We start from the raw sequence: 13,018 nt of genomic DNA, 5'->3' as shown, positions 1-13,018 counted from the left end.
CCAAACCAACATACAAATCTTCAGTATTCTCACGAACAATAACAAAATCCAAACCAGAAAACAAACCACCAACACCAGGCAAAGACCTAACAGGCCTCAAATTAACAAACAAATCCAACTCACGTCTCAGCGTTATTATGGCACTTTTTTCCCCGGGTACTGTTGTAACTGCACCGAATAGTGTTGCATCAGCCCTTTTTACAAGTTCTATTGTTTCTTCTGGTATTGTGTCTCCATGTTTTTGGAAGCATTCATGGCCTGCTTCTGCAAACTCATATTCAAAATTTAGGTCCAATGCATCTAGTACTAGTAGGGCTGCTTTCATTACCTCCTTTCCTATCCCATCTCCTGGTATGACAACTATCTTCTTCATTACACTCACCCAGAGCTAATAATAGATTTTAAAGTAAATGAAGAATATAAATTCTTATGAAGTAATTTGAAGGAGAGTACCAATGATAATTTTAGCCGTCTTCGGATTATTAGATTCATTTAAGAGGGGGAGAAGGAAGAAACTGGAAGATTATAAGAGGGAACTCGATGAATGCCATGAGTATGAGGCCAAGGTCCTTATTGAGATGGGGATTGTTTATTTAGAAAAGGGTGAGATAGAAAAGGCTCGTGAAAAGTTCGCGGAGGCTCTAGAAAATTATAAGAAGGCTGGGGATGTTGAAGGTGAAGGGTATGCTCATGAGCTTATTGGAGACTGTTACTTCTCTGGGAGGAATACTGAAGCCGCATTCGAAGAATATGAAAGTGCACTTAAATGTTATAAGAAGGTTAAATCTTCATTTGAAAGGGATTTCATGGAGAAAATGAAAGAAGTTAAAATGATAAAGGAGGCTATCCAGGAATCATCTGAAACCAAAGACAAAAAAGAAACGGTCAAAAGAATCCAAGAAGTACCTGTTCAAGGAGGAGAGAGACCAGCCAAAGTTTCAAAGGAGACCATTATTAAAAAAATTGATCATTTAATCCTAGAGATTATAGGGTTGGTTGATAAATATAATTCTTATAGGGATCTTAGTATTAAATATCTAGAAAATGCATTGAAATCATCGAAATTAATCGGTGACTGGGAAAGTGGAGGGATCCTACATCTTATCCTAGGCGAAATCCTCTTTAGAAAGGGAGAATACGAACAAGCCTTGGAACATTTCAAGGAGGCTTATAATATTTTCAAAGGCAAAGACAAAATGGGAAAGGGTATTTCCCTCCTACTAGTAGGGGTAACCTCTTGCATACTGAAGAGGGAAGCCAACATTTATAAGATATTTAATGATGCTATGACAATCCTCAGCGAGACATCAGATAAAGCTCGGAGGACAGCCTATGATATTATAGAAACCCTCGAAACCCTCTAAAGATGTGGTGAGTTTAATGGAGAAGAGAGAGAATATTGAAAGGATTATAAAAAAGTTAGAAGATGAAGACGAACTTGTGAGAATCCAAGTTATGGAATTGTTGGAAGAAATTGGCGAACCGGCGGTGGATCCTCTTATAGATGCGCTTTCACATCCAAATAAGCTTGTGAGAAGAGGCGCTGCCAGGGTCCTTGGTAACATAAAAGATCCAAGAGCCATAGAACCCCTAATAAAAGCTTTGAGCGATGATAATAAATGGGTTAGACGGGAAGCTTCAACAGCCCTTTCCAAGATGGGTGAAAAGGCGTTTAAACCATTACTCAAGGCATTAAAGGATGATGATTGGAAGGTTAGAGGTGCTGCTGCTTGGGCCATTGGCAACTTAAAGGATGAAAGGGCAGTGGATTCTCTAATAGAACTTTTAGATGATAAGAGCGGTTTTGTTAGGAGTGGGGCTGCATGGGCCCTCCAGAACATAGGGGGTGAGAAGGTAGAGGCTGCTATGAAAAGATTAAAAAGTAAAGGTTCTGGTTTCGCGAGGAGAATTGCATCAAATTATTTAGAGAAAAAATAATATAATAATAGAGGGTTGATATTTATGAAAGTGAGTATTATAGGCTCAACTGGTAGGGTGGGGAGATCAACTGCATTATGTCTTGCTGAAGAGGAAACTGTAAGCGTTTTACAAATGATTTCGAGAGAGGAAAGTTTTGAGCGGAGTAAGGGTGAGTTATTAGATATTAGTGATGCATTGGCAGCGAAGGGTGTTTCTGTTGAATTGGAAACTTCATCAAATATTGAGGATGTGAATGGTTCCAAGATTATTATCATAACTGCAGGGATTCCAAGAAAACCTAACATGGAAAGGGATGATTTGGCCCATGTGAATGGTCGTATAGTGGCTAGATATGCGTCTGAAATAGGAAAATTTGCACCAGATTCTATGATACTTGTTGTAACAAATCCTGTTGATGTCATGACTTATGTGGCCCTTAAATATTCTGGTTTTGATCGTAGTAAGGTTTTTGGTCTTGGGAATCACCTTGATTCACTTAGGCTTAAGAATTATATGGCTAAGCATTTTAATGTGCATGTTAGTGAAGTTCACACGAGGGTTATAGGACAGCATGGCCCTTATATGGTGCCTCTTATAAGTTCAACATCCATTGGTGGCATACCACTTGAATATTATTCTAAGAGGGATTATTTTTCTGATTATAAGCCCTTTGATTTGAATGGTACTATTAAGAAGGTGATAGATGCTGGTAGTAATATTATTAGTAGGAAGGGCGCGACTGAGTATGGTCCGGCTTTTGCCATTTCTAATATCGTTAAGACTGTTTTGAATGACGAGAAGAGAATATTGACTGTTTCGACTTTGATTGATGGTGAGATAGCAGATATAAAGGATGTTTGTCTCGGCGCCCCTGTTAAACTTGGAAAGGATGGTATTGAGGGTATTGTACCGTTTCTTATGGATGATAGTGAAAGGGAGGCTTTTATTGAGGCGGCTGAGTTTGTGAAAAGTTCAACTTCGGGTGTTATGCGTCTGCTTGAAAATGAAGGGTTAAAGGCACCTTGATACTTCATATTCTTTTTTTTGTGGTAGGGGTTACTTATCCAATGGAAACCTTTATATAATTGTTCAATTATAAGTGTTTTTACGGGCAATTTTTTGAACATTGTATAATATAATTTTTTGTGTGGTCCGCCCCCCCAAAAAACAATATGCCGGTAACCAGTTTCCGGTAGTATTATATTGGGAAACCAACCTAATATAACCAAAAAAGTTCGTAAGGAGTTGCCCATGATAAAAATAGGAATACTAAACCTCCAAGGAGACGTCTCAGAACACCTCGAAATGACAAAAAAGGCAATAAAAAAATTGAAAATAGAAGCAGAAGCCATAAAAGTGAAAAAAAAAGATGAAATAAGATCATGCGATGCTCTAATAATCTCAGGCGGTGAAAGCACAGTCATAGGCAAACTCATGGAAAAAGAAAACATAATAGAAACCATAAAAAAAGAAAAAATACCAATAATGGGCACCTGCGCCGGGATGATACTCCTAGCAAAGGAAACAGACCACAAACAACCCCTACTAAACATAATAGACATGAAAGTTCAAAGAAACGCCTTTGGAAGGCAAAAAGAATCATTCGAGGAAAAAATAAAAATACTAGGCAAAGAATTCAACGGAATATTCATAAGGGCACCCGCAGTCACCAAAACCGGACCAGGAGTAAAAATCCTTTCAAAACTCAACGACAAAATAATAGCAGTACAACAAGGAAAAAACATCGCATTAGCATTCCATCCAGAACTAGGCAACGACACCCTACTCCACGAACACTTCATAAAGGAGGTACTATAATTGTGCGGAATAGCTGGAATAGTATACAAAGATGGTAAACCCCACCAAGCAGGAAAAGACATGACAAAAATGCTTTACGCATTACAACACAGAGGCCCAGATTCAGCAGGATTCTCAATCTACGGAGGACTAAAGCTAGCCGACGACGAATACCTACTTAACATAGAAATCAAAGAAAAAAAAGACCTACTAAAAAAGGTTAAAGAGACAATAGAAACCACAACAAAGATAAAATCAGAAGAAAAGATACAATCCGTGGAAAACTACATAATATACCGTTGCACGATAAGCCTCGACTCATTCTCACAACTAAAACCCCTAATAATAGAAATAGACAAAATAGAAGACGTCACAGTACTAAACGGGAGCCACTCGTTCGAAATGATAAAAGATGTTGGATCAGTCCTAGAAATAGCCAACCGCTATGACACATGGTCTAAAAAAGGCACACACGCCATAGGCCACACAAGATTCTCAACAGAAAGCATAGTAGACAGATACCACGCACACCCATTCCAAAGCTACATAATCCCAGACATCACAGTAGTCCACAACGGACAAATAACAAACTACTGGAAAATAAGAGACCCACTAGAAAGAAAAGGCCACATATTCGAAACAACAAACGACACAGAATGCATAGTACACTACATAGCCGACAAACTCGCAGAAGGCCAAACACTAGAAGAAGCACTAGAACAATCAGTAAAAGACATGGACGGCCCATTCTCATACATCGTCGGAACACCAAATGGTATAGGAATAGCAAAAGACCAACTAGGCTTGCGACCAGGAGTAATGGCAGAAGATGATGAAATCTTCGCCATAGCCTCCGAAGAAATGGCCCTAGGAGAAGTAGTAGATACAAGACACATTGAACAGATAGCACCCGGCGAAGTAAGAGTCTACGAAATATAAGGAGGCCATAAAAGTGAAAGAAGCAAGAATCGACGCAGAAGGAAAAACACCAAGAGAAGTTAACAGCAAACTCAAAAAACTGGCAAAAGAACATGACAGGATAATCATAGAAAACCCAAATGCAATGCACTACCTTGCAGCAGGCCTAACAGGAGACGTTGAAGTGATCATAGACGGATCCGCAGGATACTTCGCCGGTACAATGATACACGGCCCCAAGATAGAAATAAAAGGGAACGCTGGATGGTTCCCAGCAGATAACATGACCCGTGGCAAAATTACAATCCATGGATCAGCAGGTGACGGTGTAGGCCAAGGCATATATGGTGGCACGGTCATCGTAAAAGAAGATGCCGGTTCAAGGACAGGAGAAATAATGAAAAATGGAACCATAATCATCGGGGGAGACTCAGGTTTCATGACAGGACTCTACATGATGGGAGGCCAGATAATAGTCTTAGGAGACCTTGGAAAAGATGCTGGTGAATCAATTATACGCGGAAAAATCTATTTTAGGGGAGAAGCAGAAAGCCTAGGCAAAAATGCGAAGATAAAAAAGATAACAGAAAAAGAAAAAGTAGAATTGGAGAAAATATTAGGAGATAGTGGCTTTAAATTAGAAAATACCGAATATGACAAGTTCAAGAAGATAGTGCCGAGGAGTAGAAGGCCATTCTATGGTAAAGAAGTGGAGGAAGGATAAATGGATAAAATTGGCATGGTCGGCACCCCCTGTCAAATAACAGCAGCAACCCTCATGAAAGACTATGAATCCTTCATAAAAGAATTCCCAGTCACATTAAAGATAGGATTATTCTGCATGGAAAACTTCTCCTACAGATACCTTAAAAAACTCCTAAAAGAGAAAGGAATAAGCCTAAAAGAGATAATACAATGTAGAATAGAAGGTGGATCCGCTAAATTCCATTTAAACAGTGGAGATATAATATCAGTGCCTTTAAAGGAATTAAAAATGGCCATGCGTAAAAGTTGCCAAATTTGCATGGATTATACAGCAGAACAAGCCGATATATCAATAGGTTCAGTAGGCTCACCCAGAGGATGGTCAACCATAATCATAAGAACAGAAAAAGGACTGGAGCTTATCAAAGCAGCTGAAAAAAATAAATACATCAAAACTAGGCCAATAGATGATCAAGGATTCGAATTACTTCAAAGTTTAGCCAAAAGGAAAAAAGAAAAGAATTTAAAGGAAATCAAAGGAAGAGAAAAAGTTGCAAGACCAGTAATGTACTGGAGAGTAATGCCAGAGACAGAATACCTCGAGGAAGTAACCGATTATCAATTCAAAGACCTCAAAGGAGATGTTATAGATATAGGGGCTTGTGTATTATGTGGAGCATGCTTACTCTCATGTCCAGAGGAAATCATAAAAATAGAGGACAGAAAACCAGAAATAAGAGGAGAATGTCCACCAGCTTGTAACGCATGCTACATAGCCTGCCCAAGAACTTATGTACCAGACAACATCATAAGCCATGAAACCGCAAAAGAACCCCTGGGAAATTATATCAAAGTACTATCAGCCAAAGCCCCAATGTTCAAGGGACAAGATGGTGGAGTTGTAACCGCACTATTATCATATGCACTAACAGAGGGAATAATTGATAAGGTTCTAGTAGTTGACAAGGACGCTCAGAACCCATGGAAACCCACCCCCAAACTTACAGAACACATTGAAGATGTTGTGAAGGCGGCTGGGACGAAATATTCAGCCTGTCCAATATTCAAAGCAATGGGAGGATCATAATGCCATTCAAAGTTGAAAGAAAAGCTGAAATATGTAAAAGAAACTTCAACAGGCCAGGGTGTTGCTGGTATCTCTGCGATAACAGGGATGAAGAACAATGCAAAAGCTGCTTCTCATGTTATAATAATTGTCCGCACGAAGTCTATGAGATAATAAACGGGGAACCACACCCAATAAGGCATGAAAATTGTGTAGGATGCCGTATATGCGAGGAAATGTGCCCTAGTAATGCCATAGAAGTAAATGCGGTTGCAGAGGATAGGAGAAATGTATGGTCATTAACAGATCTCACCGAAATAAAGCGAAAATCAGAAGAGGGCACCTACAAGGTTAGAGGATGCGGCGCACTCCGCAGAATACCAACATTTGATGATCTCGTCATAGTACCTGCACAAGTTTCAAGACCACCCATAGACAAATACAGGGAACCATGCAACACAAAGGTCATATTAGGGGATAGGTACGCGGAAAACCCACTAGAACTTGACACCCCAATAATGATAGCTGCAATGTCATTCGGGGCCATTAGCAAAGAAGCCAAGATAGCATTGGCCATGGGAGCCACGCTCGCAGGGACAGCCACAAACACTGGTGAAGGTGGCATGTTACCAGAAGAGAGAAAATATGCTTCAAAACTTATTGTACAATATGCATCTGGCAGATTTGGGGTGTCAGCAGCTTACCTCAACAATTCAGAGGCTATCGAGATCAAAATAGGCCAAGGTGCGAAGGCTGGTATGGGTGGACACTTATTAGGAGAGAAGGTTACAGGGGAGGTATCAAGGATAAGGATGATACCAGAGGGTACTGATGCCTTAAGCCCTGCAAGGCACATGGATATAGTCGGTCCGGAAGATCTTAGCATGAAGATATCACAACTTAGGGAAATAACTGATTGGAAAGTGCCGATAATGGTCAAGTTCACTTCTGGACGAGTAAGGGATGATGTTAAGATAGCTGCCAAGGCAGGGGCTGATATAGTTGTGGTTGATGGCATGCAAGGGGGTACAGGTGCCGGACCCGATGTTGTGACAGAACATGCTGGTATACCCACTATAGCAGCGATAGTAGAAGCTGATGAAGCCCTTAAGGAGGTTAACCTCCGCGAAGAAGTGAGTCTTGTAGCAGCTGGTGGTATAAGGAGTGGAGCCGATGTTGCGAAGGCCATAGCATTAGGAGCAGACGCTGTATATATTGGAACAGCAGCACTTGTAGCCATTGGATGTAGAGTCTGTCAAATGTGTTATGCTGGAACTTGTCGCAAGGGCATCGCAACCCAAGATCCTTTATTCAGGAAAAGATTAGATTATGTTGAGGGTGGTAAACGGGTTGCAAGATACATTGAGGCGATGACAGAAGAACTTTGCATGTTAACACAACAGGCAGGTAACACTGATGTCAGAAAACTTGAAAAAGATGATCTTAGGGCGCTTAACCTTGAAACTTCAGCACTTACTGGTGTTAAAATAGCTGGGATGGAAGTGCCAGTCCACTCTTTATAAATTTTATCATTTTTTTCTTTTGCATAACATATATTTAAATAGACAGTAATTATGTTATTATCCACGGAGATTATTGGAACATCAGAAGATTAATCAAAAAACAATAATCATTTTAATAGGGGGAGTGTGAAATCCCATGGAAAAGTCCTTGAAACTTTATGTTTTATTAGCGGCAACACTTTCATCATTCTTAACACCATTTATGGGTTCTTCAATTAACGTGGCCTTGCCAGTTATTGGCAGGGAATTCCAGATAGATGCTATATTACAGACTTGGATCCCTACAGCTTATCTCTTGGCAGCTGCAATGTTCGCGGTCCCATTTGGAAGAATGTCCGAGATCAAGGGCATGAAAAAAATATTCATTTATGGAAATATCATATTCTTTATATCATCTCTACTTTCCGCATTAGCCCCAAATGCCATATTACTCATAATATTCAGATTATTGCAGGGTGTGGGCTCTGCAATGATGTTCGTAACAGGTTTAGCTATCCTCACAAGGGTTTACCCACCAATGGAAAGGGGTAAAGTTATCGGTATCAACACGGCAGCAGTATATGTTGGCCTATCCCTCGGACCAGTTCTTGGAGGCGCCCTGACACATTATGTTGGATGGAGGAGTCTATTCCTTGTAACAATCCCTATAACCTTAATTGTAGTGTTTATAATGTCAAGGATCCGTGAAGAGTGGGCTGATGCAAAGGGGGAAACATTCGACCTTGGAGGTTCAATATCCTATAGTACATTCCTCTTCCTGTTAATATATGGATTTTCCATATTACCTGACAAAACAGCCTATATATTGCTCATAGGGAGTATTTTAATGGCTTCACTATTTCTCTGGATAGAATTGAATAATCCAAGTCCCGTGTTTAACTTGAAATTATTTAGGAATTTCACATTCACCTTTTCCAGTCTAGCGGCTCTAATCAATTATAGTGCAACCTTTGGCGTTTCACTACTTTTAAGCTATTACCTACAATACATAAAAGGCTTAACACCAAATATAGCTGGCCTCATATTGGTAACTCAACCAGTTTTAATGGCCCTTGTGGCTCCAGTGGCTGGAAGAGCCTCAGACAAATTCAACCCCCAAAAGCTCGCAGCTCTGGGCATGGCTATAATATCAGTCGCACTTTTCAGCTTAACTTTCATTAACGCCCTCACACCACTCTGGATGATATTTATTTCACTTGCGATCCTTGGGATAGGATTTGGTTTGTTCTCTTCGCCTAACACTAATGCTATTATGAGTTCAGTAGAAAGGAAATATTTTGGTATTGCATCTGCTACAGTGAGCACAATGAGACTTATCGGTCAAAGCTTCAGTATAGGTATAGTAACGTTAATATTCGCCCTAATCCTCGGAAGGGTGAAAATAGAACCTTCAAATTTCAATCTGTTACTAAGAAGCACTCATATTGCCTTTTCAGTGTTTGCTATATTATGTTTTATAGGTATATTCGCTGCCTTGGCCAGGCGCAGGAGTGCAACTAATGAAACCTAGGATAAAAGTATTAAAGGACGGCCCATATTTTGTCATGGGTGGAATACCCTTATATGATGGTGAAATAGTAACTGACGAGGAAGGACATACCATTGACATTATAGAAAAGGGTGAATATTCCCCCAAGGAGACCTATTTTCTCTGTAGGTGTGGTGGATCCAATGATAAGCCCTACTGTGATGGTACTCACTCAATTATAGATTTTGATGGTACCGAAACTGCGAGTAGAGATCCTTATATTTTACGTGCTCTTACATTTGAGGGTAAAGGGGTCAGATTAACAGATTTACCGGAACTCTGCGACCATTCACGTTTTTGCATGCGTGCTGGTGGTATACGAAAGCTGATAAAAAAAGGGGATCCTGAAAGTATTAAAACGGCAATAGAGGAAGCTACGATCTGCCCTTCAGGTAGACTTGTATTATGGTCCAAGGATACTGCCAAAGCCTATGAAAAAGAGTTTGAGAAATCCATTGTTGTAATACATGATAAACAGAAAAAATGTGAAGGTCCATTATGGGTTAGAGGTGGTATACCCATAGAGTCAAGTGATGGTTACCAGTATGAAGTTCGAAATAGGATTACATTATGCCGTTGTGGATTATCAGAGAATAAACCATTCTGTGACGGTAGCCATTGGATGACCAACGAAGAAAAGTTGGCATTCAAGAAAAAATGGGGACTCCTCTAAGATAAAAAAATGAGAGGATTAAAGTGGTACGATGTCCCTCCCATAAACCTCGTTTATAACTTCGCCCAGACCGACATATATTGCACTTGCACCTGTGAATATGCCCTCATATCCTGCTATCATTGTTACTAGTTTGGATCCAGTTAGTTCACCGATTGTAAGCAGGAAGAACAATATCGCGAGGCTTATGAATATCACTTGCAGGCCCCTGTTTAACCTTAAGGTTGCTATAAACATTAGTAGTGTGAATAATCCCCACATGAATAGGTATGCTGCAAGTGATGCTGGATCGGCAGCTTGGACTGGTGTACCCATAGTCTTAAGGATTGTCATCTGTGGAACCATTAATAGGAATACTAGTGACCACCAGAATAGTCCATAAGATCCGAAGGCTAGGGTTGCGAATGTGTTACCCTTCTTATATTCCATTGCACATGCTAGTATTTGGGCTATTCCACCATAGGCAAAACCCATGGCGAGTATCATGCTCGTTAGGGGTATTAGCCCAGCGTTATGTACATTTAACAAAACTGTGGTCATACCAAAGCCCAGCAGTCCTAGTGGGGCTGGGTTCGCCGTTTTATCGACTATAGTAACGGTTTCTTGTCCCATGTTTTTTTCACCTTTTTTTTATTCTTCTAGTGTGGAGGTGTCTCCTAGTTCTAGCCCTTCTTCTTTGGCCCGGAGTATCCTCCTCATTATTTTACCACTTCTGGTTTTTGGGAGTTTATCAACTTGGACCATTTCCCCGATAACTGCTACTGGTCCTAGTTCGTGTCTTACATGTTTCTTAAGATCCTCTATCAAAGCGGTGCTTAAATTATAGCCTTTTTTGAGTATGAGGAATGCTTTGATAACTTCCCCTTTGACCGGGTCTGATTTTCCTATTACTGCTGCCTCAGCAACTGCTGGGTGAGATACGAAAGCTGATTCGACCTCTGCAGTCCCTATTCTGTGTCCTGCTATGTTTAGCACGTCGTCTGATCGTCCTTGTATCCATATGTAACCGTCTTCGTCCATCCGGGCCATGTCACCTGTAGTGTACACGCCTCCTGGTATGTTTTCCCAGTAGGTTTCGATGTAGCGTTTCTCGTCCTTGTATAGGGTTCTTAGCATTGCGGGCCATGGTGTTTTGATTACGAGATGGCCTCCTTTTCCGGGTGGTACTGGTTTCCCGTCTTTGTCAACGATTTCTGCTTCTATTCCTGGGAGTGGTTTTGTTACGGATCCTGGTTTTAGTGGTGTTACTGGTAGTGGCGATATGAGGTGCATTCCTGTTTCGGTCTGCCACCATGTGTCCATTATTGGACATTTTTCTCTGCCGATGTTCTTGTAGTACCATATCCATGCTTCTGGGTTTATTGGTTCTCCGACGCTTCCTAGTATTTTGAGGCTGGAGAGGTCGTAGAGTCTGGGGTATTTGTCGCCGAATCTCATTAGGTGTCTTATTGCTGTGGGTGCTGTGTAAAATTTTGTTATGCCATATTCTTCTATTATTTTCCACCATACTCCTGGGTCTGGATAGTCTGGAGCGCCTTCGTATACTACTGTGGTTGTGCCTACGAGCAGTGGTCCATATACGATGTAGCTGTGGCCTGTGATCCATCCTATGTCTGCTGTGCACCAGAATATGTCGTCGTCGTGTATGTCGAATACCATTTTTGTGGTGGTTGAGACGCCTACCATGTAGCCTCCTGTTGTGTGGACTACGCCTTTGGGTTTGCCTGTTGTACCTGAAGTGTAGAGTATGAAGAGTGGGTCTTCAGAGTCCATTATCTCTGGTTCGCATTTGCTGTCCTCTCCTTCGATTATGCTGTTGTATAGGACTTCTTTTCCGCTTATGTCTGATAGTTCTATTGGTATCCCTGTGTGTTCTAGGATGACTGTTGTTTGGACTGTGGGACAGCGTAGGACTGCTTCGTCGACTATTTTTTTGAGTTCTATGACTTTTCCTCGTCTGTATGTTCCATCTGCTGTGACTATTATCTTGGCTTTTGCGTCGTTTACTCTTTCTACTAGTGCTCCTACACTAAGTCCTGAGTAGATTACTGTGTGGGGTGCTCCTATTTTTGCGCATGCTAGCATTGTTATGACTGCTTCTGGGCACATTGGCATGTATAGTGCGACGACGTCTCCTTTTTTTATTCCTAGGCTTTTGAGTGCGTTGGCCATTTTGTTTACCTGGCGGTATAATTCATAATATGTTAGTTTTTCCTCGTCTCCTCTTTCGTTTACGTAGAGTATTGCTACTTGGTTTCTTTTGGAGGTATGTATCCATCTGTCTACTGCGTTGTAGGTCATGTTTATTTTGCCGTTGACGAACCATTTGTAGAATGGTTTGTTGCTGTCGTCGAGGACTTTATCCCATTTCTGGAACCATTCGAGTTCTTTGGCTTTTTCTGCCCAGTATTTTTCTATGTTTTTTCCTTTTTCTAACTCTGCCTCCCAGTTTTTTATGTGGGCTTCTTCCACCACTTTGTAGTTGGGTTTGAAGACCCTTTTTTCTTCTAGGAGAACAGTGGTATCTTCGGACATTTTTTTGCCACCATTTTGTGTTTTTTTTTTGTTCATTGTTTTTTTTAGGTTGCACCCACTATATAAACTTTACTGATTAATCATGATAAATATGATTTTTTTAAAAAAATAATATTACATAGGTGGCATTCCACCCATGCCTTCCATTCCACTTTCTTCAGATTCCTTCTTTGAAACTTCAAAGCCTTTTGCAGCTATCATGTCATCGATTCTTAGTATCATTTCCGCTGCTTCTGCTGCTGATTGTATGGCTTGTTTTTTGACTCTGTGTGGTTCTAGTACTCCAGCTTCTTTCATGTCAACTACTTTACCCTCGAAAACATCTAAGCCCATGTATGGTGACTCTTCATGGG

At 40.7% G+C, this 13,018-nt stretch carries 14 protein-coding genes; 10 read left to right on the top strand and 4 right to left on the bottom strand.

Annotation, left to right across the window (positions count from 1 at the left end):
- A partial coding sequence (locus QFX38_08135; GenBank protein ID MDI9624837.1) for an isocitrate/isopropylmalate family dehydrogenase occupies positions 1–373 on the bottom strand: 373 nt, incomplete at its 3' end.
- Between the two features lie 82 nt (positions 374–455).
- On the opposite strand from QFX38_08135, the gene QFX38_08130 reads away from it, so the two are divergent.
- The 10 genes from QFX38_08130 to QFX38_08085 all read left to right on the top strand — a co-directional run bounded on the left by QFX38_08130 (position 456) and on the right by QFX38_08085 (position 10,130).
- On the top strand, positions 456–1,364 hold the full coding sequence (locus tag QFX38_08130; GenBank protein MDI9624836.1) for a tetratricopeptide repeat protein: 909 nt from the start codon (positions 456–458) through the stop codon (positions 1,362–1,364).
- A 16-nt stretch (positions 1,365–1,380) separates the two neighbouring features.
- On the top strand, positions 1,381–1,938 hold the full coding sequence (locus tag QFX38_08125) for a HEAT repeat domain-containing protein (GenBank protein MDI9624835.1): 558 nt from the start codon (positions 1,381–1,383) through the stop codon (positions 1,936–1,938).
- Between the two features lie 24 nt (positions 1,939–1,962).
- A complete protein-coding gene (locus QFX38_08120; protein ID MDI9624834.1) occupies positions 1,963–2,946 on the top strand; it encodes a malate dehydrogenase in 984 nt (327 codons plus the stop codon).
- 225 nt (positions 2,947–3,171) lie between these two features.
- Entirely contained in the window at positions 3,172–3,738 is a 567-nt protein-coding gene (gene pdxT / locus QFX38_08115) for a pyridoxal 5'-phosphate synthase glutaminase subunit PdxT (protein MDI9624833.1), read from the top strand.
- Positions 3,739–4,656: a glutamine amidotransferase family protein gene (locus tag QFX38_08110; GenBank protein ID MDI9624832.1), complete on the top strand. Its 918-nt coding sequence runs from the start codon at positions 3,739–3,741 to the stop codon at positions 4,654–4,656.
- A gap of 7 nt (positions 4,657–4,663) precedes the next feature.
- Positions 4,664–5,359, top strand: a complete 696-nt coding sequence (locus QFX38_08105; GenBank protein ID MDI9624831.1) for a GXGXG domain-containing protein — start codon at positions 4,664–4,666, stop codon at positions 5,357–5,359.
- The gene (locus QFX38_08100; protein MDI9624830.1) at positions 5,360–6,427 is read left to right on the top strand and encodes a Coenzyme F420 hydrogenase/dehydrogenase, beta subunit C-terminal domain; all 1,068 of its coding nucleotides are present in this window, start codon (positions 5,360–5,362) and stop codon (positions 6,425–6,427) included.
- On the top strand, positions 6,427–7,929 hold the full coding sequence (locus QFX38_08095) for a glutamate synthase-related protein (GenBank protein ID MDI9624829.1): 1,503 nt from the start codon (positions 6,427–6,429) through the stop codon (positions 7,927–7,929). The genes QFX38_08100 and QFX38_08095 overlap by 1 nt, the downstream gene beginning before the upstream one ends.
- Positions 7,930–8,065: 136 nt before the next feature.
- Positions 8,066–9,439, top strand: coding sequence for an MFS transporter (locus tag QFX38_08090; GenBank protein MDI9624828.1), 1,374 nt, complete (start codon positions 8,066–8,068; stop codon positions 9,437–9,439).
- Positions 9,429–10,130, top strand: a complete 702-nt coding sequence (locus tag QFX38_08085; GenBank protein MDI9624827.1) for a CDGSH iron-sulfur domain-containing protein — start codon at positions 9,429–9,431, stop codon at positions 10,128–10,130. Before QFX38_08090 ends, QFX38_08085 begins: the two co-directional genes overlap by 11 nt.
- 18 nt (positions 10,131–10,148) lie before the next feature.
- Here QFX38_08085 and QFX38_08080 read toward each other — a convergent pair whose 3' ends face one another.
- The 3 genes from QFX38_08080 to QFX38_08070 form a co-directional block, all read right to left on the bottom strand.
- A complete protein-coding gene (locus tag QFX38_08080; protein MDI9624826.1) occupies positions 10,149–10,742 on the bottom strand; it encodes an acetate uptake transporter in 594 nt (197 codons plus the stop codon).
- A gap of 18 nt (positions 10,743–10,760) precedes the next feature.
- Positions 10,761–12,665, bottom strand: a complete 1,905-nt coding sequence (gene acs, locus QFX38_08075) for an acetate--CoA ligase (GenBank protein ID MDI9624825.1) — start codon at positions 12,663–12,665, stop codon at positions 10,761–10,763.
- 114 nt (positions 12,666–12,779) lie between these two features.
- Positions 12,780–13,018 (bottom strand): TCP-1/cpn60 chaperonin family protein (locus QFX38_08070; protein ID MDI9624824.1); only part of this gene is annotated, 239 nt, incomplete at its 5' end.

The organism is Methanothermobacter sp. (assembly GCA_030055615.1).
Lineage (GTDB): Archaea > Methanobacteriota > Methanobacteria > Methanobacteriales > DSM-23052 > Methanothermobacter_A.
This window is presented reverse-complemented; position numbering and strand designations above follow the sequence as displayed.